We start from the raw sequence: 25544 nt of genomic DNA on the forward strand, positions 1-25544 counted from the left end.
TTTCATCTTCGGGGCGTGGTGAAATTCCCGACCGGCGGTAATGGACATGGTCCTTGAGCCCGCGAGCCGATAAGGCAGGATCCGGTGTGATTCCGGAGCCGACAGTATAGTCTGGATGGGAGAAGATGAAGGTATGCCTGCGTTCAAAAAGCAACGTCTGAACGTTTGTTTATGCATGACTTTTCTCCCCTTAAGCTGTCGCTTAAGGGGAATTTGCTTTTTTGGACTGCGGGTGCCTTCCTTCTGAAGAGATGGATGAAAAAGAAGGAGTATGACAAATGAAAAAGAACAACGTACGTGTACTAACTGCAGTCGGGCTGCTATCAACGCTTTCCTACTTGTTGATGCTGCTCAATTTTCCGATTCCGCCGTTTCCAGGCTTTTTAATGATTGACTTCAGTGATGTGCCAGCGCTGATTGCGGCCATCGTGTTCGGACCGGTTGCGGGCATTACGGTAGAATTTTTGAAAAATGTGATTAATTTTATTATGACAGGCAGTCCGACCGGCGTTCCTGTTGGGCATTTGGCCAATTTTGCGGCTGGTGTAACGTTTATTCTGCCTGTTTATTACGTATATAAACGCTTTGAATCGAAAAAAGCGATGCCGTTTGCAATTTTGGCCGGTGTTGTTTCAATGTCGGCTATCATGAGCGTACTAAACTACTTTATTATTTTACCGGCATACACGCTATTTCTGGGCTCTCCAGCAATGAGCGGTGCGGAAATGCGCCAAATGATTGTAGCGGGTATTTTGCCGTTTAATCTCGTCAAAGGCGCCATTGTGGGGATTGTGTTTTACATGATTTTCGTGCGCCTCTACAGCTGGACGAAAAAGCTTGCTGCTGCATAAACAGAAAAAACCGGCCTCCAATCAGGAGGCCGGTTTTTTTTCTATTCGAATTTTAAGGCGTCGCCGTCAAACGGTTCATCCGCAATTTTGATCGAATCAGTCGGGCAGCCTTCAAATGCATCCTGCATGTCTTCTTCAAGTACATCCGGAACAGCAGCTGTGCCTTCATTCTCGTCTAAAATAACGAACGCAATGCCTTCATCATCATAATCATAAATATCAGGGGCTGCAGCGCCACAGGCGCCACAAGCGATACATGTGTCTTTATCGACAATCGTATATTTCGCCAAGATTTAAACCTCCTATAAAATCAGTCAGTAAGCGTAGTTGAAAACACTTCTATTGTTCATTCTAAGTCCGATTAATTTACTTTTCAATAAAAAACTTCCCTCTTCTTGAATGAAAGAGCTTTCATTGTGATATAAATAAAAAATAAGGACAAGAACGCATGTTTTGTGATACACTATCGCTGTAAAAGAAGGGTAGGATGCATGTGCGATGTCTTGACGCCGTGATACTCAATATGTTGAAAGAAGTTGAGGGGGAACGAACCGCTTCGTCTGTCTTTCATTTATTGAAAGGAAAAAAATCCGCTCAGACGATTCAGGATGCCCATTTATATAAGCTGGCCAAATGGTTTCAAACAGCGCCTTTTCTTAAGGTGGATACATTTGATCGACTCATTCAACAATTGCTGGAAACAGGCTGCGTAAAAGGAGAACGACAGCGTTTATTTGTGACGGATAAAGGAATAGATAAAATGGCTGGTGTGTTTCAGCATACTGGATATTTTCCGTTTTTATCAGGCTGGAAGCTGGCTGGCACTGCACCGATTTTTTTCAGCCGGCTGCAGCTCATTGTTCAAGTGGTCTCACACCTTGCTTATTCAGATCGGACCTATTACCCGATCACCCGTGACGAGCGGGTGCAGCATTGGGTAAAACAATTTATAAAAGAAAACCCGTTTGAAAAAAGGGCACTTGCAGATCAGCTGAACAGGGAACTCTCTCACGTGCTTGAGCAGCAGCCAGAACAGCCCGATTGTCTGCTGCTTCGCTTTTCTGGTCACGGCCAAACAGGCAGGACCGCATGGCAGACAGCCGAAATGCTCAATATGGAAACAACGGAATATTGGTTTCGGTTTTTACACAGCCTGCACGCCGTCGTTCAAATGGCAAAGAAGGATGACGGACAGCTTCCGCTTTTAAGCCGGCTTTTAAATGGAATTACCGTTTCTGTTCCGCTGACCGAATCTGCCCGAAAAACGGCCGATTATTTACATAAAGGAATGACAATTGAACAAATTGCCAGCGTAAGGCGTTTAAAACAGGCAACGATTGAAGACCATGTTGTGGAGCTGGCGCTTAATGATCCGCTTTTTTCTATCAGACCTTTTGTTGATGAACAAAAAGAAGCGGCTGTAATAAAAGCCGGGGGAACAAGCACGGCGCGCCAGTTAAAGCCTCTCAAAGATCAACTGCCGGATCATTCTTATTTTCAAATTCGGCTTGTTTTAGCAAAAGAAAGCAGGGATTGAGATGACCATCGATGAACATCTTCATCATACATTTGGCTTTTCGTCTTTTCGTCCTGGTCAGCGTGAAACGATCGAGTCACTTTTAAGCGGACAGCATACACTCAGTATGCTGCCGACCGGGATGGGAAAATCACTTTGCTATCAGCTCCCGGGTTTTATGTTAGACGGTGCCGTCTTGATTGTGTCCCCGCTCCTGTCGCTTATGCAGGACCAGGTGGAACAGCTGAAAATAAAAGGTGAAAAAAGAGTCATCGCTTTAAATTCTTTTTTGCAATATGAAGAAAAACATGCGGCGCTGTCGCAGCTTGAACAATACAAATTTATTTTTTTATCACCGGAGATGCTGCAGCTGCCCTATGTGATAAAGGCACTGGGCACACGTTCCATCGCGTTGTTTGTCGTCGATGAAGCACATTGCATTTCTCAATGGGGGTATGACTTTCGCCCGGATTACGGCCTGCTCGGCAAAGTAAGGAAAGAGCTTGGCAATCCATTGACGCTCGCATTAACAGCAACAGCCGATAAAAAAGTGCGCTCTGATATCCGTGAAAAGCTTTGTTTAAATGACGTTTCAGAATGGGTCTTTTCTGTAAACCGGCCTAATATCGCGGTTGATATTGAAGTGGTTCAAGAGCCGCTTGAAAAACAAAAACGCCTGCAAGAGATTGTTCACTTTTTGCAAAAACCCGGTATCATTTATTTCTCGGGGAGAAAATCGGCAGAAGAAGCAGCGATGTATTTGAAACAGCACGGAATCAGTCGCACCGCTTTTTATCATGGCGGGATGGATGCGGGGGACCGACTGCTAATCCAGCATCAATTTTTAAACAGCGATCTTGATGTCGTCTGCGCCACGAGCGCATTTGGCATGGGAATCAATAAAGAAAACGTTCGATTTGTCATTCATTATCAGATGCCGTCACAAATGGAAGCGTATTTGCAGGAGATTGGTCGTGCAGGCCGTGATGGCAAGCCGGCTATTTCTATTCTGCTGTACGTGCCGGGAGATGAAAAACTGCATGAGTTTATTGCGGAATCCGAATTTCCGGATGAAGAACAAATTCGCCAGGTTACTGAATATGGCCTTCATCCACGTGATGTGCAGCCGCCGCTCTCCGAAACACAGGAACGGTTTTTGGTCCATTACGCAAAAGCGGCAGATGAACACCACGAACCGAGAGCAGCATTTATCAAACAGGTTCGAACGATGCTTTTAGACAAAAAAGCGGAAAAACGATTTCAAATGAAGCGGTGGATTGAATCAGACAGCTGCCGCCGTGCGGCTTATATGCAATTTTTCGACGAGCCGCCGCCTAGTCAGCCCAATTGCTGCGATCGCTGCGGTCTTGACCGGATACTGTATAAGGAAAGTCGGCAGATTGAGGAAGAATTCGATCAGCCAGATTGGCGTGAGCGGCTAAATCGTCTTTTGCCGGGATATTGACCTATTACCCTATTTGAACATGTGGGGTATAATAATAAGTAATTTCTTTTTACGATGACAATGGGAGGAATGATGATGAAAGACCCTTATCGTGAAATAGCTGAACAGCACAAACAGCCGCTTGAAAAAATAAAAGAACCTATTTTGGCAGAAGGTGAAACGCTGCAGCGGCCTGTTAAAGAAAAAACAGAAAAAAAACGTCATTACCCGCTGATCACTGCACTGCTTGTCTTTTTTATCGCTTCACCTTTTTTAGCGATTTATGCGTTTAAAGAAGAAAAGCCGGTGGTCAACCAAATTGTGAATGAACAGCCGGATACTGTGCAGGATGAAGCGGCTCAGCAAGAATAGTAAACGACGGATAGGGATGAAAAAGAATTTATGTGGAAGCAATTGATCTTAGCTGCGTCTCCATTGGTGGCAGCCGGTTTATATATGTGGAAAGAAGCATTTCGAAATGAAGTAAAAGAAACGGTTTTAGCTGATCATCGATTTCCGGAAAAAGCGCCGCTTGCGCTTTTTTTTATTTCCGATATTCATCGAAGACTCATTCATCCATCGATTATAACAAGTGCTGCCGGCCGGGCTGACGCTGTCATTATTGGCGGTGATTTGTGCGAAGGCGGAGTGAATAGCCGGCGTATTCGAGAAAACATCAAGCGTCTGTCATCCATCGCTCCCGTCTATTTTGTTCCAGGCAACAACGATTATGAAGTGGAATTTGAGCAGTTGGCGGTGATTTTTTCGGAATGGAACGTGACTGTTTTGAAAAATAATTCGGTTTCGCTGACGGATAATGTGTACTTGCTTGGAACAGATGACTTAAGCAAAGGAAAAAGCGATAAATCCTCCCTTTTTCACAGTGTCCCTTCCAATGTGTATAAAATTATTGCCAGTCACAATCCGGCTTTTATCCGGACCATTCAGCCGGAAGACCGGGTGGCGATTTTGTTGAGCGGGCACACACACGGCGGACAAATTCGTTTTGGGCGCTTTGGAATGTATGAAAAAGGGTGTTGGAAAACAGTGAACGGGATTCATGCGCTTGTGTCAAACGGATATGGAACAACAGGCATCCCGTTCCGGCTGGGCGCGCGGGCGGAAACGCACCTGATTACACTTTGCCAGCCGGAGCAGACGATCTAAATTTTACGCGGAACAAGCTGACTTGTATAATAACTGTACAACCTATCCGTGAAAGGAAAGAGCTTTATGACTGAAGGGAAATACAATATTAAAGCGGTATCAACGCTTACGGGTATTCAGCCGGGCACACTCCGAGCTTGGGAACGGCGTTACAACATACTGGAACCCGTCCGTAACGAAGCAGGCCACCGCCTCTACACTGATGAACATATCCGCAAGCTGAAATGGCTTTCAGAAAAAGTTCATCAGGGCTTTACAATCAGCCAGGCAGCGTCACTTCTTGCCCAGCATGATGATGCGCCTGATTATTATTTGCCGAATGCTGAGTCAAACCAGCATGAAGCGCTGGCGGAAGAACTGCTTCAGGCGCTGCTTCGTTTCGATGAAGTAAAAGCACAAGAATTGATTAATAAAGCATTTGCTCTTTATACAATTGATAATGTAACGATCAATATTTTAGCGGCGCTGCTCGTACGGATCGGAACGCTTTGGGAAGGTGGCGAGATTACGACCGCCCACGAACACTTTGCGACGTCTATTTTGCGCTCACGCATCGGGATGGTTATGCATTCATTTCCGCATAATGGTGTGCTGCCGAAAGTAATCGCGGTTTGTGGACCAGATGAATGGCATGAGCTTGGCCTGCTCATTTTTACGCTGTTTGTCAGACGTCTCGGCTATGAAGTGGTGTACTTAGGGGCAAGTTTAAAAGAAGGCGATATTTTTACAGTCACAGAAACGGTGAGACCGAAGTTTTTATTTTTTTCCTGTACGCTTCGCCAAAACTTAGAGCCAGCCTTGCAATTGGCAGATGAGATAAAAGAGAAGCATCCGGAAATTGACATCGGGATCGGAGGCGCAGCGATGACCGGACTGATTCCGGAACGCGCAGCACAATATGTGGTCGGCAGCAGCCAAAATGAATGGAATGTGTGGATGAGCAGCAGGTTGTAAGCGGCGGAATTGAAATGTCCGGGCTTTTTTTCTACAATAGACAGTGCAGAGAAAAGGAACGGGAGCGGATGAAATGAAAACGGAAGAATGTATTATTGTCGGCGGCGGGCCGTGCGGACTTGCGGCTGCCATTGCGTTAAAAGAAATCGGCAAAAATCCGCTTGTAATTGAAAAAGGCAACGTTGTTAATGCGATTTACGGCTACCCAACCCACCAAACATTTTTCAGCTCAAGCGAAAAGCTGGCGATTGGTGAAGTCCCGTTTATTATTGAAGAACGAAAGCCTCATCGGAATCAGGCACTTGTGTATTACCGGGAAGTTGTCAAGCTGAAAGGGCTCCGTATCAATCGGTTCGAACAAGTTGAACAGGTCCAAAAGCAGGAAAGTGGACTTTTTCATGTTCATACGTCGAAAGATTCGTATGAAACGCCGTATGTCGTCATTGCAACTGGTTATTATGATCATCCAAACTATATGAATATTCCAGGTGAAGAAATGGATCATGTCTTTCATTATTTTAAAGAAGCGCATCCGTTTTTTGATACCAATACTGTTGTCATTGGCGGGAAAAATTCATCTGTTGACGCAGCGCTTGAGCTGCATAAAGCGGGGGCGCGGGTGACGGTGATCTATCGAGGAAGCGAGTACTCACCTAGTGTGAAGCCATGGATATTGCCTGAATTTGAGGCGCTTGTCCGGAATGGTGAAGTCAACATGATTTTTAACGCGGAAGCGGAGAAAATTGACAAAGGATCGTTTACGTATAAAGTCGATGGGAAAGAGCAGACAATCGATAACGATTTTGTGTTTGCGATGACCGGTTATCATCCGGACCATGCGTTTTTGAAGAAAATGGGTGTAGGCATTGACCCTGAAACAGGGCGGCCCGTCCACGCTGAACAAACGAAAGAAACAAATGTGGAAAATATTTTTATTGCCGGTGTCATTGCAGCAGGCAATAACGCGAATGAAATTTTTATTGAAAATGGCCGTTTCCACGGAAGTGAAATTGCGGCTGCGATTGAAAAAAGAGAAAAAGGCGGGGCATAATGCTCCGCTTTTTCTCACGGGAAAATTCGGTTAAGGTTTTTTCCGTGACCGGCTGACAGAGCTGCCAGTAGCTTTAAGCGCGCTTTCTGGCCGTTTAATTCACCTGCAAAAAGGGCCCCGGCTTTTTTTAATGCCGCCCCGCCTCCTTCATATGCATAGACCGGCTGCAAGATGCCGCTGCCGCATCTTGAGGCGATGATAACCGGAACACCGAATTGAATAAGGGAAGCGAGGGCCTTGGCCGCATCAGGCGGTACATTGCCCTGCCCCATCGCTTCAATGACCACACCGTCACAGGATATAAGTTGGTTGATTAAAAAGGCATCCATGCCGGCATATGCTTTTAAAATGGGGATGTGATAATCAACTCGCTGTATATCGAACCTATCGGTTTTGAATGGAGTAAAGAAAAAGTGAGGACCTGTTTTTAAAATCGAGCCAACCGGTCCCCCGTTACGGCTTTGGAACGCTTCCAGGCTGCCGGTATTTGTTTTCGTCACAAGCGCAGCACTGTGAATGGTTTCATTCATGACAACAAGAACCCCTTTGCCATGAGCTGCGCCGCTGGCCGCTGTTTTAACAGCAGCGATTAAGTTAGAAAGACCATCCGCGCCGCTTTCATTGCTCGAACGCATTGCGCCTGTGAGCACGACAGGAATAGGTGTGTCCAAGGTCAAGTGAAGAAAGTAGGCTGTTTCTTCCATCGTGTCTGTTCCGTGTGTAATCACCACACCATCTGCATCCGATGCTTCAATTTCTTTTTTCAGCACCATCATGTACTCTGTGGTCATATGGGGCGAAGGAATTTGGAACGGCTCTTTTATCGTATAACGGGCATCGACACCGGGGATATCCATCACTTCAGCGATCGGGTTAGCACTACCCGGGGCTACGCTGCCTGTCTCGGCATTTTCTTTCATGGAAATCGTGCCGCCTGTATGCAGCAGTAGAATGTGTTTTTTCGACATATTTCATACTCCTTATTTTCATTCTTTACGTCTCATGATACGATGGAAAAAACAGAAAGAAAAGAGGAAACGTGTATGATCCCGATTCTTTCAGCGGGAATTGCACCCGGTCTTGCGCTTCTGGTCTTTTTTTATTTGCGTGACCGCTATGAAACTGAACCGGTTGCTACAGTGGCCAAAGCCTTTTTATACGGCGGCGTCGTCACGTTTCCGGTTATGTTTTTACAGTATGTGCTTGAAGAAGAGCAAATTGTCGGCAACGGGTTTATGCAGGCGTTTTTATCGACGGCTATGCCGGAGGAATTTATGAAGTGGTTCGTTTTGTACTTTCTTATTTACACACATACACACTTTGATGAGCCTTATGACGGCATCGTGTATGCAACGAGTATATCGCTCGGGTTTGCGACGGCCGAAAATGTGCTTTATTTAGCGGCGCATGGAGTAGAATATGCTTTTATGAGAGCTCTTTTGCCGGTATCGAGCCATGCGCTATTTGGCGCCATTATGGGCTATTATTTCAGCCGGGCAAAGTTTGGAGACCGGCATTTGGAAAAGAAAATGCTCGCGCTTGCCTTGTTTTTGCCGTTTTTCCTGCACGGTTCATTTGACTATATTTTATTTATTGAAAGTACATGGATCTACTATATGGTTCCATTCATGCTGTTTTTATGGTGGTTTGCGATGAGAAAAGTGAAAAAAGCACATGTACTGACAGATGTTTATCATAGGCTGAAAATGTAAAAGAGGCTGCTCTCTCGAGCGCCTCTTTTTTTCGTATAAAAAAAGAAGTTGATGACAAACTATTCGTATATTTCGATAGGATGGTGAACGAAATTGACAAAATGGAAAAAGCAGATTGCTGTTTTTTTGACGATCGTTCTTCTGCTTGCATCCGGGCATGCGGGTGCATTTTCGGGACAAATTATTCAGCGCGGGGCGGAGGGGGACGATGTTATTGAATTGCAATCAAGGCTTCAATATACCGGATATTACCGAGATCCGATCGACGGTGTGTTTGGCTGGTCTACGTACTGGGCGCTGCGAAACTTTCAAGAATCATTCGGCTTGCCGGTAGATGGCTTAGCGGGAGAGGCGACAAAGCGGAAACTTGAACAGGCATCTAAGTATAATGAAGCACACGTGAAAAGCCAAATTCGAAAAGGAAAAGGATTTACGTATTATGGCGGTGCTGAGACGTCTGCACAGTCTGTGAATACACCGACTGGTTTTTCCCAAAATGATATTCAGCTTATGGCTAATGCGGTTTATGGAGAAGCGCGGGGTGAGCCTTATGAGGGACAGGTAGCGGTTGCTGCAGTTATTTTAAACCGGGTAGCGAGCCAAGCATTTCCGAACACAGTATCAGGCGTCATCTTTGAACCAGGTGCGTTTACGGCGGTAGCAGACGGGCAAATCTGGCTGACTCCGAATGAAAAAGCGAAAAAAGCGGTGTTAGATGCAATTAATGGCTGGGATCCGACCGGCGAAGCACTTTATTACTTTAATCCAGACACAGCAACGAGCGATTGGATCTGGACGCGGCCACAAATAAAAAAAATTGGAAAGCATATTTATTGCGAATAGGAGGAACCGGGAATGCGGACATTTTTAACGGCAGCTTTGGCCGTTTTGCTTGTGGTGACAGCCATATGGGGATTTAGCCAGTATCAGCAAAAACAAGCGATGATGATCGAAGCAGAAAACGGCTATCAGCAGGCATTTCATGAACTTGTGTATCAGGTGGATGTTATTCATGACCGGACCGGTGAAGCACTCGCGATGAACTCGAAGACCAATTTAACACCGGCATTAACAGACGTTTGGCGCCTTACATCAGAAGCCCATAACGCAATCAGCCGTCTGCCGCTCGGGTTTATGCCTTTCTCAAAAACAGAGGAATTTTTAGGCACCAGTGGTGACTTTACGTATAAGACGGCAGTCCGTGATCTTGATACGGAGCCGCTTACTGATAAAGAATACGAACAGCTGGAATCACTTTATAAGCAGGCGGCTGATATTCAAAAAGAACTTCGCACGGTGCAGATGTCTGTTCTCGATCAAAATTTACGCTGGACGGATGTTGCACATGCAGCGGCTGACGGAGATGAGCCGAAAGACAATACCGTTATTGACGGGTTTAATAACCTTGAAAAAAAAGCGTCTGAATTTTCGGAAACAAATACCTTTGGAGCAACCCAAGTAGAAAAATCCGTTTCGGATGATGCCTTGAAAAAATTGACAGGGCCCCCCATTACGAAAAAAGAAGCAGCCGAAAAAGCAAAAGATTATTTTCAGGTCGATGCGGAGGTTACCTCGGTTGAAAGCAGTTTAAAGGGAGCGGCAGTTCCATTTTATAACGTGTCTGTCACCGGGCAAAACGGTGAGGAAGCAACAATGGACATTACGAAAAAAGGCGGCTACCCGTTAACTTTTACGGTTAACACAACACCGGGAAAAAGCCGGATCAGCTTACACGCTGCTTCTGAAAAAGCAGCCGCTTTTTTGAAAAAGCACGGATTTGAGGGCATGGTGGAGACAAACAGCGCTCAATATGACCATACGGGTGTGTTTACCTTTACGAAAAAAATAGATGACACACTGATTTATCCGGAGTCTGTGACGGTTAAAACAGCATTGGATACAGGAGCAGTTACAGGTCTTGAAGCACAAAATTATTGGAAGAACAAAAAGGAACGGACGATTCCTAAACCTGCTTTAACAGAGGAACAAGCGAAAAAAGAACTGCATCCAAAACTTACAGTCATGGAAACACATAAGGCAATTGTAACGAATAATGAAATGAAAGATGTACTGTGTTACGAATTTTTAGCGGAAAACGGAACGGCTTCGTATCGCGTCTTTATTAATGCAGACAACGGCAAGGAAGAGCGGATTGAAAAGCTGTCAGAAGCTGAAGCCGGGTACGCCTTGTAATGGGATATTGCATTCAGCTGGTGAATCCTTTATAATTTTTTCCAGTGAACGCTTTAGTCCATAAGGCGTATTAAGGAAAAAGAGAGTGATATGGATGCTTGAACCCGGTAGGACAATTACAATGGAGCCGTTTGATGGAAACGACAAAAAAGAAGAATATCGATGCAAAGTAGTAGATATTGAAGAGGGAAAACTATTTATTGACTATCCGGTTAGTGTACAGACGAACCGGACGGTTTTTCTTCTGGACGGTATGCAGCTGGCAGTTAGTTTTATCGACCCTGCTGCTTCATCGGCTATTTTCCTTTTCCATACAGAAGTGATCGGCCGCGTCAAAAAGGAAATTCCGATGCTCGTGCTGCATGACCCTGGTTTAGCCAATTACGTCCGCGTACAGCGCCGGAAATTTGTCCGGGTGCAAAAAGCGGTCGATGTGGCGGTTGAGGTTGATGGAATGCCTTCATTTTCTTCCGTGACGGAAGACATAAGCGCGGGCGGTATGGCAATTGTACTTCCCGAATCAGCTCATGCTGATGAAGGGACAGAAGCAAAAGTGTATGGCGTGATTCCGTCGCAACATGCAGAACCCCGTTATATTGAAGCAATGGCTGAGCTGATTCGAATTCATGAAGATAAAAAAAGCGGACAGCGTGTTGGGTCTTTTCAATTTAAAGATCTTGTTTATGCGGAACAGCAAATGCTCATGCGTTTTTGCTTTGAACAGCAGCTGCAGCTGCGCAAAAAAGGAGTGGAATAACAAAGAGCCCAAAGTCTGGGTTCTTTTTTGTGTCCAATACAATCTATGATAAAATGAATAAGACTTTTTGGATGAGGTGACGAGATGAGTAAACAATTGCAAATTGCCATTGATGGACCTGCTGCTGCAGGAAAAAGTACAGTTGCAAAAATTGTGGCAGCACGGCTTTCTTTTATTTATATTGATACAGGCGCGATGTACAGGGCTATAACGTATAAAGCACTTCAAAATAACATAGATGTAGAAGACGGGAAAGCTCTTGGTCAGTTATTGAGGGATACGGTTATTTCCCTGGAGCAGGGAGAAGATGGACAGATTGTTCGTGTAGATGGAACAGACGTAACGGAAGCCATTCGGACGGACAAAGTGACGAACAATGTCTCAGCCGTAGCCCGGCATAGCGAAGTTCGCCGTGATATGACGATCCGCCAGCAGAAATTAGCTGCAAAAGGCGGCGTGGTCATGGACGGACGCGATATTGGCACAAGTGTTCTTCCAAAAGCCGATGTGAAGATTTTTTTACTGGCGGGTGTAGACGAACGGGCAAAACGGCGTCATGCTGAAAATTCAAAAAAAGGATTTTCATCAGATTTGGAGAATTTAAAAAGAGAGATTGCTGCACGTGACAAAATGGACACGGAGCGAGTTGAATCGCCGCTGAAAAAAGCGGAGGATGCTATTGAAATTGACACGACATTTATGTCCATTGAACAGGTAGCTGCAGCGATTATGGCTGCAGCCAAAGCGGGGGAATAACAAATGGTAACCTTTTATACAATCGCAAAAACAGCTGTGAAAACCATTTTAACTCCCGCTTACCGTATTCACGTCACGGGTCTTGAGCATTTTCCAAAAGAAGGCGGTGTTCTTCTTTGTGCGAATCACATTAATAACCTCGATCCGCCGGTTGTCGGCATCACAGCGAATCGGCCGGTTCGTTTCATGGCAAAAGAAGAGCTGTTTAAAACAAAATGGACGGGGAAATTAATGAGAGGGCTGAACGCATTTCCCGTCAAGCGGGGCATGAGCGACCGGGAGGCGCTGCGCAATGGATTAAGAATGCTTAAAGAAGGACAGGTGCTCGGCCTTTTCCCAGAAGGAACACGGTCTAAAGATGGGAAATTGGGAAAAGGACTAGCGGGTGCCGGCTTTTTTGCTCTCCGAACCGATGCGGCAGTTGTGCCGTGCGCGGTCGTCGGGCCATATAAAATCGGCAAAAAGCTGCGCGTCGTATATGGGCCGCCAATTGACATGAATCCGCTGCGTGAACGGAAAGCATCTGCTGAGGAAGCAACTGAAGCGATCATGCAGGCAATCGGAAAGTTGATAAAAGAGCATTCCGCGTGAGCTTCTGGCTTGACAAATTCGCACGTTTGTAAGAAGTTAGAAGTAAGAATTTTTAAAATTGACGCAGTTTTGTATTGAGGAGGATTACATATGACAGAGGATATGAACCAAGCAGAAGTGAATAACTACACCGTTGGTGATAAAGTTCGCGCCACGGTCGTGAAAGTCGAAGAAAAGCAGGTCCAGGTGGAAATTCCGGACAGCAAGAAAGACGGCATTATTCCCATCAGTGAACTGTCAAGCCTTCACGTAGAAAAAGCATCGGACGTCGTCAAAGAAGGCGACGAGCTTGAACTGCTCGTAACAAAAGAAGAAGATGATCTATACGTTTTATCAAAACGAAAAGCGGATGCAGAAACCGCTTGGGATGACATGCAAAAGCGTTTTGAGGAAGGCACCATTTTTGAAGCGGAGATTAAAGAAGTTGTTAAAGGCGGTCTCGTTGTCGATCTTGGCATTCGCGGATTTATCCCGGCTTCACTTGTGGAAGATCACTTCGTTGAAGATTTTGAAGATTATAAAGGTCGCGTTATGAAGCTCAAAATTGTCGAGCTTGAACAAGATAAAAACCGGTTGATTTTATCACACCGGGCGGTTTTAGATATTGAAAAAGCAGAAAATAAACAAAAAGTACTTGAAGATATTCAAGCAGGAGACGTCATAGATGGAAAAGTACAGCGCCTGACGGATTTCGGTGCATTTGTTGACATCGGCGGTGTTGACGGACTTGTTCATATTTCCCAGCTTTCACATGACCATGTGGAAAAACCATCGGATGTATTGACAGAGGGTCAAGATGTAAAAGTGAAAGTACTTTCGATTGACCGTGACAGTGAAAGGATTTCTTTATCTATTAAAGAGACATTGCCTGGACCGTGGGAAAATATTGCGGATCGTGCGCCAATTGGATCTGAACATGAAGGAACGGTGAAGCGCCTTGTTTCATACGGTGCATTTGTTGAAGTGTTCCCGGGTGTAGAAGGGCTGGTTCACATTTCTCAAATTTCCAATCGTCATATTGGCACACCTCATGAAGTGCTTGAAGAGGGACAGCATGTAAAAGTAAAAGTGCTTGATGCGAATGAACAAGAACACCGTTTATCGCTCAGCATGAAATCATTTGAAGAGCACGAGCCGGAAGAAATGGTTGATTCATATGAAATGCCGGAAGAAAGCTCTGGCTTCCAAATTGGTGATATTTTAGGCGATCAGCTAAAAGACTTGAAATAAGACGGTGATGACAACTTGAGCAGAGTGGAACGAAAGATCGACCATATTCATTATGCGTTGTCGACGGGACAAAGCCGGGGAACCGGGTTGGATAACATTCAATTCGTTCATCGCAGTCTCCCAGATTCCTCTGTCAAAGATATATCGCTATCGACCAAAATCGGCGGACTTCAGTGGAGTTCGCCGATTTTTGTGAATGCGATGACAGGCGGGGGCGGACAAACAACAGCAGATATTAATGCACAACTGGCAGAAGTGGCGGCCGTGTGTGATATTCCGATGGCGGTCGGCTCTCAAATGTCGGCACTTCGCCACCCGGAAGAACGTCTGACATTTCAAGCAGCACGAAAAGCTAACCCAAGTGGTGTGCTGCTGGCTAATATTGGCTCAGAAGCGACAGTAGATGAAGCGAAAGCAGTATGTGACATGATTGAAGCAGATGGTTTGCAAATTCATTTAAATGTGATTCAAGAGCTGGCCATGCCCGAAGGAGATCGTGACTTTCGCGGTGCCATTGACCGAATTGCGGCGATTTGTGATCGAGTAGATGTACCGGTGATTGTAAAAGAAACCGGTTTTGGCATTAGCCGTGAAACGGCGCAGCTGCTAAATGAATTGCCGTTAGCGGCCATTGATACGGCCGGATTTGGCGGTACAAATTTTGCGGCTGTTGAAAATGAACGATCTGCGCGCTCCATGTCTTTTTTTAATAAGTGGGGCATTCCGACTGCTGTATCGATTGTTGAAACGGTCTCCGGGGCACCGAATAAACCGGTCATTGCATCAGGAGGCCTTCAGCATGCAGAAGACGTTGTCAAGTCACTTGCACTTGGTGCTTCAGCAGCCGGGCTGTCTGGTTTTTTACTGAACATTTTGCTAACCGGCGGACAAGAGGCGCTTATTGAGTATATTAATCAAATGAAGACAGAAATGCGGATGATGATGTGCGCCCTGGGAGCCAAATCGATTGACCAGCTGCACAGGGCACCGCTCATAATTTTCGGCCAGACGGAACAGTGGCTGCGTATACGAGGACTTGAACCAGAACGATTTGCGGTTCGAATACCGGCGCCATTTGATTCATAATCGAAATGTGATAAAATAAGATGTTGATTGAACCCCTTCTCGTGGCAGAAGGGTTTTCTTTTGAACAAAATAAAAACAAATGAGTATAAATCGATGAACCATTGAAGGGAAAGATGTAATGATGAAACGGACTGTTGCAATCGTTGGAAGGCCAAATGTTGGCAAATCAACGATTTTTAACCGGATTGCCGGCGAACGTATTTCAATTGTCGAAGATGTGCCGGGTGTAACGCGGGACCGTATTTACAGCGCAGGTGAGTGGCTGACCCATGAATTCAACTTAATTGATACAGGCGGCATTGATTTAAGCGACGAGCCTTTTTTAGAACAAATTCGCCAACAGGCAGAAATTGCGATTGACGAAGCAGATGTGATTATTTTTATCGTGAATGGCCGTGAGGGCGTCACATCAGCGGATGAAGAAGTAGCAAAAATTTTGTACCGGTCAAAAAAACCCATCGTCCTTGGCGTCAATAAAATTGATAACCCGGATATGCGGGCGGATATTTATGACTTTTATTCGCTTGGTTTTGGCGAAATTTATCCAATTTCAGGCTCACATGGGATTGGTCTCGGCGATCTGTTAGATGAAGTTGTGTCACATTTCCCGAAAGGTGAAGACAAGCCATATGAGGATGATGTGATTAAATTCTCTTTAATCGGCCGTCCAAACGTAGGCAAATCATCATTAACGAATGCGCTGCTTGGCGAAGATCGTGTTATTGTCAGCGATATTGCCGGCACGACACGCGACGCAGTTGATTCTCCTTATACGTATAACGGTCAAAAATACGTTATTATCGATACAGCCGGTATGCGCAAGCGTGGAAAAGTATACGAAACAACCGAAAAATATAGTGTGCTTCGTGCCATGAGAGCCATTGAACGCTCTGACGTTGTTTTAGTCGTTCTGGATGCAGAAGAAGGCATTCGTGAACAAGACAAACATATTGCCGGCTATGCCCATGAAGCAGGACGAGCGGTTGTGATCGTCGTGAATAAATGGGATGCCGTAGAAAAAGATGAAAAAACGATGGGTGAATTTGAAGAAAACATTCGCAGCCATTTTCAATTTTTGGATTACGCGCCAATCGTTTTCCTATCTGCGTTAACGAAAAAACGTATTCATACGTTAATACCGTACATTGACCGGGCGAGTGAAAGTCACTCGATGCGCGTTCAATCCAGCGTTTTAAACGATGTTATTACAGATGCAGTCGCGATGAATCCAGCGCCATCCGACAAAGGAAGACGCCTGCGTGTTTATTATGCGACGCAAGTAGCCGTCAAGCCGCCGACATTTGTCGTGTTTGTCAATGAACCGGAACTCATGCATTTTTCGTATCTTCGCTTTCTTGAAAACCGCATTCGGGATGCATTCGCGTTTGAAGGGACGCCGATTCACATTATTGCGCGTGCAAGAAAATAAGGTGGAAAGGCTGTGTTTCACATGACAGAAAAAATCGCAGTGCTTGGAGCGGGAAGCTGGGGAACAGCCCTTGCGCTCGTGCTTGCCGATAACGGACATGACGTTTATGTATGGGCAAAAAATGAAGAGCGAATTGATGAACTAAACACCTATCATACAAACAGCCGGTATCTGCCGGATATTTCCTTGTCTGAGCATATTAAAGGAACAACGTCACTCATTGAAGCGCTGGAGGACGTTGAAACGGTAATAATGGCCGTACCGACAAAAGCGGTCCGAGAAGTCGCCCAGCAGGTCGTGGAAGCGGCTAAAGTACCTCTAACAGTCGTTCATGTTTCTAAAGGAATCGAGCCAGATTCGCTTCTGCGGATTTCCGAAATGATTGAGCAGGAAATGCCGGAAAGGGTCCTAAAGAATGTGGTCGTGCTGTCCGGCCCGTCTCATGCAGAGGAAGTAAGCCTTCGTCATCCAACGACGGTCGCAGTATCGTCTAAATCAGCAGCAGCCGCACAAAAAACGCAGGATTTATTTATGAATCAGCACTTTCGTGTGTATACAAACCCAGACATGATTGGGGTAGAAATTGGCGGGGCGCTTAAAAATATTATTGCGCTGGCCGCCGGAATTTCCGACGGTCTCGGCTACGGTGATAATGCAAAAGCGGCGCTTATTACGCGCGGCCTGGCAGAAATTGCCCGTCTCGGAACAAAAATGGGCGCCAATCCGCTTACGTTTTCAGGTCTTGCCGGTATTGGGGACTTAATTGTTACGTGTACAAGCGTTCACTCAAGAAACTGGCGGGCTGGCAATATGCTGGGTCAAGGGAAAAAGCTCGACGAAGTGCTCCAAAGTATGGGCATGGTTGTAGAAGGCGTCCGCACAACAAAAGCGGGTCATCAGCTTTCGAAAAAATACGACGTGCAAATGCCTATTACAAATGCGCTTTATCAAGTTTTATTTGAGCAGCAGGATCCGAAAAAAGCAGTAGACGAATTAATGGCCCGTGTGAAAAAACATGAGCTCGAAGACTTAATCGATATTTTGGATACAAAGCAGGACTAGCAGAAAGGACGAATGACCATGTCACCATCCATGCTGAAAATGTGGATTTCATTTGCCGGAATGGGGCTGATGATTGTCTCCATTTTCTCGATTTATTTAAGCCGTTATAAATTTAGCAACGGCCTTTTAAAGGGATTAACGGCGCTGTTTGCTTATTTATGCATGATTGTCGGCGGACTCATCGTCGTGTATGTAGTATTAAGCGGTCCGACCCGCTAGCAAAGAGGTGAATGAGTAAAAAATGAATATGAGAAAAAGCTTGCTTCTTTTCTCCATTACGCTGCTCTCTTTTATGTTGAGCGGCTGTCTATATCCAGACGAAAATTTAAACCAAAATGAACAGCCATATGAAGACCAGCTTCAGTCGGTTCAGTCGGCTGTCGATCAGTTTCAGACAGAAGAAGGCGGCATCTTGCCAATTAAAACAAAAGAAGACGATCCGGATCTTTATGAGAAGTATCTAATTGACTTCAACAAAATATCTCCTCGCTTTATGGCAGAAGCGCCTGGAAATGCATTTGAAAGCGGCGGCATTTATCAGTATGTCCTTGTCGATGTCGAAACGGATCCTACTGTGAAACTAATTGATTTGCGTGTAGCAGAGCAAATTCGAAGCATCAACATCCGTCTCATCGCCCATGAATATCCGCCGTTTAAAGACACGCTGGCCGATGACGTGTATTCACTGGACTTCACGGAGCTTGGGTTTGAGGATGAACCGTACGTAACAAGTCCGTATTCCGGCAAGCAGCTGCCGCTTGTCATGAGCGGTAATGGGACGCTCTACATTGATTATGCGGCTGACTTGTACGCTGCCCTGCAAAAAACGGATACACCGCCTGCGCCCGGTAGTGACATTCGCTATTTGCTCGTTCAATCATCACCGTTTGTCCCTGCATACTCGCTGCCTTATACAGTAGACGCACAGGGAGAACCTATTTTTATGAACAAACAGAAGCCTGAGTAACATGCGGGCTTCTTTTTTTGCATATATTTCAAAAGTAGCTCATACACTGTAAGGCAGGCGGCGGACGAGCCGTTTAACACGGAAGGGGGCTGCTTATGGAAAAAACAGAATTGATGAAAGATATCGCTGAACGAACAGAAGGCGATATTTATTTAGGCGTTGTCGGTGCCGTTAGAACGGGAAAATCAACGTTTATAAAGCGGTTTATGGAGCTGCTCGTCCTCCCGAATATGGATAGTGAATCCGAACGCCGACGCGCGCAGGATGAACTGCCGCAAAGTGCGTCAGGCAGAACGATTATGACAACTGAGCCAAAATTTGTCCCAAGCCGTGCAGCTGCCGTTCAAGCGGGCGGCGTCCTAGTCAACATCAGACTCGTGGATTGTGTGGGCTATGTCGTGCCGGAAGCGAAGGGGTATGAAGATGAGCATGGTCCACGAATGATTCAGACGCCGTGGCATGACGAGCCAATTCCGTTTGATGAAGCGGCTGATATTGGGACGCGAAAAGTGATTGAAGAGCATTCAACGATTGGCGTTGTCGTCACGACGGACGGGTCATTTGGCGAAATGCGGAGAAGTTCATACGTTGAGGCCGAGGAAAAGGCAGTAAATGGCTTAAAGGAAGTCGGCAAACCGTTTATTTTAATTATTAACTCGGCACGTCCTGAACATCTTGAAACGATGCAGCTGCAGCAGGAACTGTCTGAAAAATATGATATTCCCGTGCTCGCTATGTCGGTTGAATCCATGACGGAAGCCAATGTGCTTCATGTCCTGCAGGAAGCGTTATTTGAGTTTCCGGTTCATGAAGTAAACGTCCATCTTCCCTCCTGGATTATGGCGCTTGATGAAGCCCATTGGCTGCGGGACAAATACAATGAAATGGTGAAAGAAACGGTAAAAGATATCAAAAGATTACGGGATGTAAACCGTGTCGTTGATCAATTTGGCGGCGGTGAGTATATCGAGTCCGCCGTTTTAACGGGAATGGACATGGGGCAGGGAATTGCTGAAATAAATGTTCACGCACCAGATGGTTTATATGAAACGATTGTAAATGAAATTATCGGGGAGCCGCTGCGTGGAAAAGAGCACTTGCTTGAAATTATGCAGCATTATGCGCGTATTAAAGAAGAGTACGGACAGGTGGAAGAAGCACTGAGAATGGTGAAGCAGACCGGCTATGGCGTTGCTGTTCCGCCCATGAGTGAGATGCGCTTAGAAGAGCCTAAAATCATTCGTCACGGCGCGCGTTATGGCGTTCGAATGAAAGCGGTGGCGCCATCCATTCATATGATTCAAGTAGATATTGAATCGGAATTTTCGCCTATTATTGGTACCGAAAAACAAAGTGAAGAACTTGTTCACCACGTCATGAAAGATTTTGAAGAAGATCCGTTGTCCATTTGGGAAAGTGATATTTTTGGCCGCAATTTAAGTTCGATAGTCCGGGACGGCATTCAATCGAAAGTGTCATTAATGCCGGATCATGCCCGCAGCAAATTAAAAGATACACTGGAAAAAATCATTAACGAAGGCTCGGGCGGCATGATTGCCATTTTACTATAAAGTGCGTCAGACTCTCAAAATGGGAGTCTTTTTTCATTGAAAACGGGGAAAATGCCCAATTGAGATGGATTCTGCTTGATATGACCGAACACATGTGATACTCTTTTAACAGAATTACGGTAAAACATTGATATAACAATGTTTATCGGGTCTCATGCGGGAGGAGGTGAATGGCATGAACAAAACTGATTTGATCAATGAAGTTGCGGAAACAGCAGAACTTTCTAAGAAAGACGCAACAAAAGCAGTTGACGCTCTTTTCGATGCCATCCAAGATACATTGGCAAAGGGCGACAAAGTACAATTGATCGGTTTCGGCAATTTCGAAGTACGCGAACGTTCAGCACGTAAAGGACGCAATCCGCAAACAGGCGAAGAAATCGAAATCGCTGCAAGCAAAGTACCGGCATTTAAACCTGGTAAAGCGCTTAAAGATGCGGTTAAATAAGTACATAGCCTAATCCGGCTAGAAGTGGGACTGCCCCAATTGGGGCAGTCCCTTTTTTTGAACACTTCTTTTTGCCGGGGTAGGAATCGATATGCTAAGATGAAGTGCAGTACAAACAATAAACATGCAATATATGTATACAGGAGTGATAAAGATGGCTGAAGTAGATCATGCCAAAATTCAGCAGGCAGTGCGCCTTATTTTGGAAGCAGTCGGCGAAAATCCAGACCGGGAAGGCCTTCAAGATACACCAAAACGGGTAGCGAAAATGTATGAAGAAGCGTTTTCTGGTCTTCACATCGACCCGAGGCATTATTTCGAAACGGTATTTGAAGAGCAATACGAAGAACTCGTGCTTGTAAAGGATATTCCTTTTTATTCAATGTGTGAACATCATCTTGTTCCGTTTTTTGGTCATGCCCATGTGGCGTACTTGCCAAAAGGCGGAAAAGTGACGGGACTAAGCAAACTTGCGCGGGCAGTAGAATCGGTCGCCCGCCGCCCACAGCTGCAAGAACGTATCACGAGTGAAGTAGCGGATTCCATTATGGATATGCTGCAGCCGCATGGCGTTATGGTGATTGTCCAAGCGGAGCATATGTGCATGGCGATGCGCGGCGTAAAAAAGCCAGGCGCGAAAACCGTGACAACTGCTGCACGCGGATTGTACCAAAACGATGCTCAGCTGCGGACTGAACTGCTTTCGCTCATTCGTTCGTCATGAGAACACGAGTATGATATACTAAATGTACGCAATAAAGACGGAACGGAACAAAATTATTGAAATGATTCGTGAGTGAGGGGTTTTCACAATGAGGGAGTGGCAGAAAGAGCAGAAAGCACTACTTGAAGAGATCGACCGGGCGTGCAGACAGCCATTTTTAAACAAAATCATTGGTGTGCCGTCCATTAACCCACTTCGGGTAGCTGCTTTAATGCTGGCCTTTACGGATGAGGATAGAAAAAACGCAAATGTACAAAAACAAATTACAGCAGCCGTTCTTATTCAGCTGGCTCTTGATACGCATGATATGATTCCGTCTGTGACGGAAGAAATGACGCAAAAAAACCAGCTCATCGTCCTAGCAGGAGATTATTTTAGCGGCATGTACTATCGAACACTTGCAGAAGCGGGCTGTATCCATTGGGTAGGCATTCTTGCGGGTGCTGTGAAAAAAGTAAATGAAGCGAAAACGTCTCTTCACCGGCATAAGCTCGAATCAGAAGAAGCGATTTTTCGAGCAGTTCAAACAATTGAAGGGGATATTATCGGTTCGGTATACGCTAAGAACGAAGCAGATGAGGCAGTGGGCCATGCCGCTCGGCAGCTTTTAGCAGCAGACCGGCTTTTTCGAGAAAAAGAACAGCCTTTTATTGTTTTTCATGCACTTGAACATGTGCTTGGAAATGAACAGCACGTGATTGGAGCAATTGAGCAGCAGCTTGAGCAGATACGCTTAAACATAAACGAGTGCATCAAAAATATAGATTCATACAGCGCGGCTGTGATTCAGGTGGAACGGGACCGCCTTTTCAGCACGCCGCTTCGACTTGTGGAAGAAGGGTGACCAGATGGAGCAATCAAAAGAAGAAAAAGTACACAGTGTCTTTGAAAAAATTTATGGCAACTACGATAAAATGAATTCGGTCATCAGCTTTCAGCAGCATAAGCGCTGGCGGAATGAAACGATGAAAATGATGAAAGTGCCAAAAGGAGCCAAAGCACTTGACGTCTGCTGTGGAACAGCGGATTGGACGATGGCGCTCGCGGAAGCGGCTGGACCTGAAGGAGTAGTAAAAGGGCTTGATTTCAGCCAAAATATGCTTGCTGTCGGTCAACAAAAAATAAAAGCTGCCGGGCTTGAGCAAATAGAATTGATTCATGGCAATGCAATGGAGCTTCCGTTTGAAGACAATACATTTGATTATGTAACAATTGGCTTCGGACTTCGCAATGTACCGGATTATATGCAGGTGCTGAAAGAAATGCGCCGTGTACTGAAATCAGAAGGAATGGCTGTTTGTTTAGAGACAAGCCAGCCGCAAATGCCTGTGTTTAAAGAAGGGTATACGCTGTACTTCCGCTACCTTATGCCGGCGATTGGGCGTCTTTTTGCCAAAAGCTATGAGGAGTATTCGTGGCTGCAGGAATCAGCGCGCCATTTTCCAGACATGAAGGAGCTTGCCCGCATGTTTCAACAGGCTGGTTTTGAAAATGTGCGTTTTAAAGCTCATACAGGCGGAGTGGCCGCAACCCATTACGGAAACAAATAATACTAGACCAAGAGCCGGGTGAAAAGAAATGAATATAAAACTGATTTATACGCGGTTAAAAGCAGATATTGATTTGATTGAACAAGAACTCGAACGTGCGGTCGGGTCATCGTCAACGATTTTGGAAGAGGCTTCTGTGCATCTTCTTCAAGCTGGCGGAAAACGCATTCGCCCGGTAATGCTTTTGCTCGGCGCAAAGTTTGGCGATTATGATATTCATCGTGTGAAGTATGCGGCCGCGTCACTTGAACTGATCCATATGGCCTCACTCGTCCATGATGATGTCATTGATGATGCGGTCATCCGCCGAGGGCAGCATACTGTCAAAGCGGAGTGGGACAACCGGATCGCCATGTATACCGGTGATTATATTTTTGCAGCCGCACTTGACTGCATGACGCAAATTGATGACGTGGAAGCCCACCGAATCTTGTCGAATACGATGACTGAGCTGTGCATCGGAGAGATTGTTCAAATACAAGATAAATACAGGTACGATCAGCATTTGCGCGATTATTTGCGCCGGATTAAACGGAAAACGGCCATTTTAATTGCGGCCAGTTGCCAGCTTGGTGCCATTGCGTCAGGAGCACCTGCTTCTATTCACCGGAAATTGTACGATTTTGGCTACAACGTTGGAATGTCTTTTCAAATTACAGATGACATTCTTGATTTTACGGCGAGTGAAAAAGAGCTTGGCAAGCCGGCAGGCGGCGATCTTCTCCAAGGAAATATTACATTGCCTGTTTTATACGCTATGGAAGATGAGGAGATGCGCCAACATATTTCATCGGTGCATGCGCACTCAAGCCGTGAAGAAATCAATGACATTATTGACCGCTTGAAAAGCAGTGATGCCATCGAACAATCACACGTATTAAGCAGGCGGTATTTAGACCGTGCACTGGCTATATTAAATGAATTGCCGTCGGGACGACATCGCAATTCACTCCGGGACATTGCGTACTTTATCGGCAAAAGAAAATATTAATTTTTTCATGAAAGCGTTGTAAGTTTACAATGGAAGTGTTACGATTCATCATGTCCGCATGTAAGCGGTATACATAATACAGGAGTGGTGAACGATGGAAAAAACATACTTAATGGTAAAACCCGATGGCGTACAACGCGGCTTGATTGGGGAAATTACGTCCCGATTTGAGAAAAAAGGGTTCCGTCTCGTCGGTGCCAAGCTTATGCACGTATCACGCGAAACAGCAGAACTTCATTATGGTGAGCATAAAGAACGTCCTTTTTTTGGCGATCTTGTTGATTTCATTACGTCTGGACCAGTATTTGCAATGGTGTGGGAAGGGGAAAATGTCATTGCGACAGCTCGCCAAATGATGGGTTCTACTAATCCGAAAGATGCGGCTCCGGCAACGATTCGCGGTGATTATGCAGTGAATGTGGGCAAAAATGTCATTCACGGTTCCGATTCTCCAGAAAGCGCAGAACGTGAAATTGGCATTTTCTTTAAAGAAGACGAGCTGACAGACTATACTAAATCAGGATCTGAATGGTTATACTAATAATTAAAAGAGTTTTCAGCCGGTGAGGCTGAAAACTCTTTTTTTTGTGAAAATATAACTATTCCTTTTTCACAGATCAGCTATAATAAAAGAAAAAGATAAATGTGTTGGCAGGAAGGGTGAGTGCAGTGGGGGATTATGAACAATTTGTCGGAGCTATAAAACGAAAAACGGGCATCGACCTTGCATTGTACAAAGAAGCGCAAATGAAAAGAAGATTAACTTCTTTGTATGAAAAAAAAGGCTACGCATCATTTTCAACGTTTTTTGATGCATTAAGTTCAAATAAGGAAATGATGAATGAATTTTTAGATCGGATGACGATTAATGTGTCAGAGTTTTATCGTAACAGCAAACGGTGGGACGTGCTGGAGAAAAAAATTCTGCCACGGCTGCTAAAAGAAAATAAACGGCTGAAAGTGTGGAGTGCGGCTTGTTCAACAGGAGAAGAGCCATATACGCTTGCAATGGTTTTGTCCGCGCACATGCCGCTTTCATCTGTGTCCATACAAGCAACGGATCTTGACTTAAATGTCATTCAAAAAGCAAAATTAGGACTTTATCCGGAACGGTCGCTCGCTGAAGTGCCGGAAGAGATAAAAAAAAAGCATTTTCAAAAAGAAGGCGCCTTTTTTAAGACGTCAGAAGAAGTGAAGCGGACTGTCTCCTTTAAAAGACAAAACTTGTTATCCGACCGATTTGAAAGTGGCTATGATTTAATTGTCTGCCGGAACGTAATGATTTATTTTACGGAAGAAGCGAAAGATGAGCTCTATCGAAAATTCAATGCAGCACTTCGCTCCGGTGGCGTTTTATTTGTCGGAAGCACGGAACAAATTTTTAACCCGGAACGGTACGGATTTGAAGTGGAAGATACGTTTTTTTATAAAAAAGTGTAAAGCCGGTGCGTTCGGCTTGGGCCCGCAGGATGTGGGTCATAAAGGTGGTGCTTT

At 45.3% G+C, this 25544-nt stretch carries 29 protein-coding genes and 1 riboswitch; of the genes, 27 read left to right on the forward strand and 2 right to left on the reverse strand.

Going from position 1 to position 25544, the window contains the following annotated elements; all coding sequences use genetic code 11:
* A riboswitch (FMN riboswitch) is annotated at window positions 1–131 on the forward strand.
* Between the two features lie 147 nt (window positions 132–278).
* Window positions 279–851, forward strand: a complete 573-nt coding sequence (locus tag VQ00_RS12560; protein ID WP_046180477.1) for an ECF transporter S component — start codon at window positions 279–281, stop codon at window positions 849–851.
* Between the two features lie 41 nt (window positions 852–892).
* On the opposite strand, the gene VQ00_RS12565 is transcribed toward VQ00_RS12560, so the two are convergent.
* Entirely contained in the window at window positions 893–1141 is a 249-nt protein-coding gene (locus VQ00_RS12565) for a ferredoxin (RefSeq protein WP_046180478.1), read from the reverse strand.
* A gap of 197 nt (window positions 1142–1338) precedes the next feature.
* Between VQ00_RS12565 and VQ00_RS12570 the strand changes: the two genes are divergently transcribed.
* From VQ00_RS12570 to VQ00_RS12595, 6 genes are all read left to right on the forward strand, one after another.
* Complete coding sequence (locus VQ00_RS12570; RefSeq protein WP_046180479.1) at window positions 1339–2388, forward strand: YpbB family protein; 1050 nt, start codon at window positions 1339–1341, stop codon at window positions 2386–2388.
* A gap of 1 nt (window position 2389) precedes the next feature.
* Complete coding sequence (locus VQ00_RS12575; RefSeq protein WP_046180480.1) at window positions 2390–3832, forward strand: RecQ family ATP-dependent DNA helicase; 1443 nt, start codon at window positions 2390–2392, stop codon at window positions 3830–3832.
* Window positions 3833–3907: 75 nt separating this feature from the next.
* The gene (locus tag VQ00_RS12580; protein ID WP_046180481.1) at window positions 3908–4183 is read left to right on the forward strand and encodes a hypothetical protein; all 276 of its coding nucleotides are present in this window, start codon (window positions 3908–3910) and stop codon (window positions 4181–4183) included.
* A 30-nt stretch (window positions 4184–4213) separates the two neighbouring features.
* Window positions 4214–4978, forward strand: coding sequence for a metallophosphoesterase (locus VQ00_RS12585; protein WP_046180482.1), 765 nt, complete (start codon window positions 4214–4216; stop codon window positions 4976–4978).
* Window positions 4979–5044: 66 nt separating this feature from the next.
* Window positions 5045–5932, forward strand: a complete 888-nt coding sequence (locus tag VQ00_RS12590) for a MerR family transcriptional regulator (protein ID WP_046180483.1) — start codon at window positions 5045–5047, stop codon at window positions 5930–5932.
* A 73-nt stretch (window positions 5933–6005) separates the two neighbouring features.
* Window positions 6006–6983, forward strand: a complete 978-nt coding sequence (locus VQ00_RS12595) for a YpdA family putative bacillithiol disulfide reductase (protein ID WP_046180484.1) — start codon at window positions 6006–6008, stop codon at window positions 6981–6983.
* A 14-nt stretch (window positions 6984–6997) separates the two neighbouring features.
* On the opposite strand, the gene VQ00_RS12600 is transcribed toward VQ00_RS12595, so the two are convergent.
* Window positions 6998–7951, reverse strand: coding sequence for an asparaginase (locus VQ00_RS12600; RefSeq protein WP_046180485.1), 954 nt, complete (start codon window positions 7949–7951; stop codon window positions 6998–7000).
* 75 nt (window positions 7952–8026) lie between these two features.
* Between VQ00_RS12600 and prsW the strand changes: the two genes are divergently transcribed.
* The 20 genes from prsW (at window position 8027) to VQ00_RS12700 (ending at window position 25490) form a co-directional block, all read left to right on the forward strand.
* Window positions 8027–8695 carry a glutamic-type intramembrane protease PrsW gene (gene prsW / locus VQ00_RS12605; protein WP_046180486.1) on the forward strand — a complete coding sequence of 223 codons (669 nt, stop codon included), beginning with the start codon at window positions 8027–8029 and terminating at the stop codon, window positions 8693–8695.
* A gap of 93 nt (window positions 8696–8788) precedes the next feature.
* On the forward strand, window positions 8789–9538 hold the full coding sequence (gene sleB / locus VQ00_RS12610; RefSeq protein WP_046180487.1) for a spore cortex-lytic enzyme: 750 nt from the start codon (window positions 8789–8791) through the stop codon (window positions 9536–9538).
* A 12-nt stretch (window positions 9539–9550) separates the two neighbouring features.
* On the forward strand, window positions 9551–10888 hold the full coding sequence (ypeB, locus tag VQ00_RS12615; RefSeq protein ID WP_046180488.1) for a germination protein YpeB: 1338 nt from the start codon (window positions 9551–9553) through the stop codon (window positions 10886–10888).
* A 94-nt stretch (window positions 10889–10982) separates the two neighbouring features.
* Entirely contained in the window at window positions 10983–11645 is a 663-nt protein-coding gene (locus tag VQ00_RS12620) for a flagellar brake protein (RefSeq protein WP_046180489.1), read from the forward strand.
* An 84-nt stretch (window positions 11646–11729) separates the two neighbouring features.
* Entirely contained in the window at window positions 11730–12401 is a 672-nt protein-coding gene (gene cmk / locus VQ00_RS12625; RefSeq protein WP_046180490.1) for a (d)CMP kinase, read from the forward strand.
* Window positions 12402–12404: 3 nt separating this feature from the next.
* Entirely contained in the window at window positions 12405–12992 is a 588-nt protein-coding gene (locus VQ00_RS12630) for a lysophospholipid acyltransferase family protein (protein ID WP_046180491.1), read from the forward strand.
* Window positions 12993–13082: 90 nt separating this feature from the next.
* Window positions 13083–14222 carry a 30S ribosomal protein S1 gene (gene rpsA / locus VQ00_RS12635; RefSeq protein WP_046180492.1) on the forward strand — a complete coding sequence of 380 codons (1140 nt, stop codon included), beginning with the start codon at window positions 13083–13085 and terminating at the stop codon, window positions 14220–14222.
* A gap of 15 nt (window positions 14223–14237) precedes the next feature.
* Window positions 14238–15308: a type 2 isopentenyl-diphosphate Delta-isomerase gene (gene fni, locus VQ00_RS12640; protein WP_046180493.1), complete on the forward strand. Its 1071-nt coding sequence runs from the start codon at window positions 14238–14240 to the stop codon at window positions 15306–15308.
* 118 nt (window positions 15309–15426) lie between these two features.
* On the forward strand, window positions 15427–16737 hold the full coding sequence (der, locus tag VQ00_RS12645) for a ribosome biogenesis GTPase Der (RefSeq protein WP_046180494.1): 1311 nt from the start codon (window positions 15427–15429) through the stop codon (window positions 16735–16737).
* 21 nt (window positions 16738–16758) lie between these two features.
* Window positions 16759–17799, forward strand: a complete 1041-nt coding sequence (locus VQ00_RS12650; RefSeq protein WP_046180606.1) for an NAD(P)H-dependent glycerol-3-phosphate dehydrogenase — start codon at window positions 16759–16761, stop codon at window positions 17797–17799.
* A 12-nt stretch (window positions 17800–17811) separates the two neighbouring features.
* A complete protein-coding gene (locus tag VQ00_RS12655; protein WP_375143377.1) occupies window positions 17812–18018 on the forward strand; it encodes a DUF2768 domain-containing protein in 207 nt (68 codons plus the stop codon).
* Window positions 18019–18046: 28 nt separating this feature from the next.
* The gene (locus VQ00_RS12660; RefSeq protein WP_046180607.1) at window positions 18047–18766 is read left to right on the forward strand and encodes a hypothetical protein; all 720 of its coding nucleotides are present in this window, start codon (window positions 18047–18049) and stop codon (window positions 18764–18766) included.
* A gap of 95 nt (window positions 18767–18861) precedes the next feature.
* Window positions 18862–20337: a stage IV sporulation protein A gene (gene spoIVA, locus VQ00_RS12665; RefSeq protein ID WP_046180496.1), complete on the forward strand. Its 1476-nt coding sequence runs from the start codon at window positions 18862–18864 to the stop codon at window positions 20335–20337.
* 175 nt (window positions 20338–20512) lie between these two features.
* A complete protein-coding gene (locus VQ00_RS12670; RefSeq protein ID WP_046173727.1) occupies window positions 20513–20785 on the forward strand; it encodes an HU family DNA-binding protein in 273 nt (90 codons plus the stop codon).
* 154 nt (window positions 20786–20939) lie between these two features.
* Window positions 20940–21509: a GTP cyclohydrolase I FolE gene (folE, locus tag VQ00_RS12675; protein WP_046180497.1), complete on the forward strand. Its 570-nt coding sequence runs from the start codon at window positions 20940–20942 to the stop codon at window positions 21507–21509.
* Window positions 21510–21597: 88 nt separating this feature from the next.
* Window positions 21598–22353 carry a heptaprenyl diphosphate synthase component 1 gene (locus tag VQ00_RS12680; RefSeq protein WP_046180498.1) on the forward strand — a complete coding sequence of 252 codons (756 nt, stop codon included), beginning with the start codon at window positions 21598–21600 and terminating at the stop codon, window positions 22351–22353.
* A gap of 4 nt (window positions 22354–22357) precedes the next feature.
* Window positions 22358–23059, forward strand: coding sequence for a demethylmenaquinone methyltransferase (locus VQ00_RS12685; protein WP_046180499.1), 702 nt, complete (start codon window positions 22358–22360; stop codon window positions 23057–23059).
* Between the two features lie 28 nt (window positions 23060–23087).
* Window positions 23088–24050, forward strand: a complete 963-nt coding sequence (gene hepT, locus VQ00_RS12690) for a heptaprenyl diphosphate synthase component II (RefSeq protein ID WP_046180500.1) — start codon at window positions 23088–23090, stop codon at window positions 24048–24050.
* Between the two features lie 94 nt (window positions 24051–24144).
* Window positions 24145–24591, forward strand: a complete 447-nt coding sequence (gene ndk / locus VQ00_RS12695; RefSeq protein ID WP_046180501.1) for a nucleoside-diphosphate kinase — start codon at window positions 24145–24147, stop codon at window positions 24589–24591.
* Between the two features lie 128 nt (window positions 24592–24719).
* Entirely contained in the window at window positions 24720–25490 is a 771-nt protein-coding gene (locus VQ00_RS12700; protein ID WP_046180502.1) for a CheR family methyltransferase, read from the forward strand.
* The last annotated feature ends 54 nt before the right edge of the window (window positions 25491–25544 follow it).

Source organism: Domibacillus tundrae (assembly GCF_000970675.1).
Classification (GTDB): domain Bacteria; phylum Bacillota; class Bacilli; order Bacillales; family Domibacillaceae; genus Domibacillus; species Domibacillus tundrae.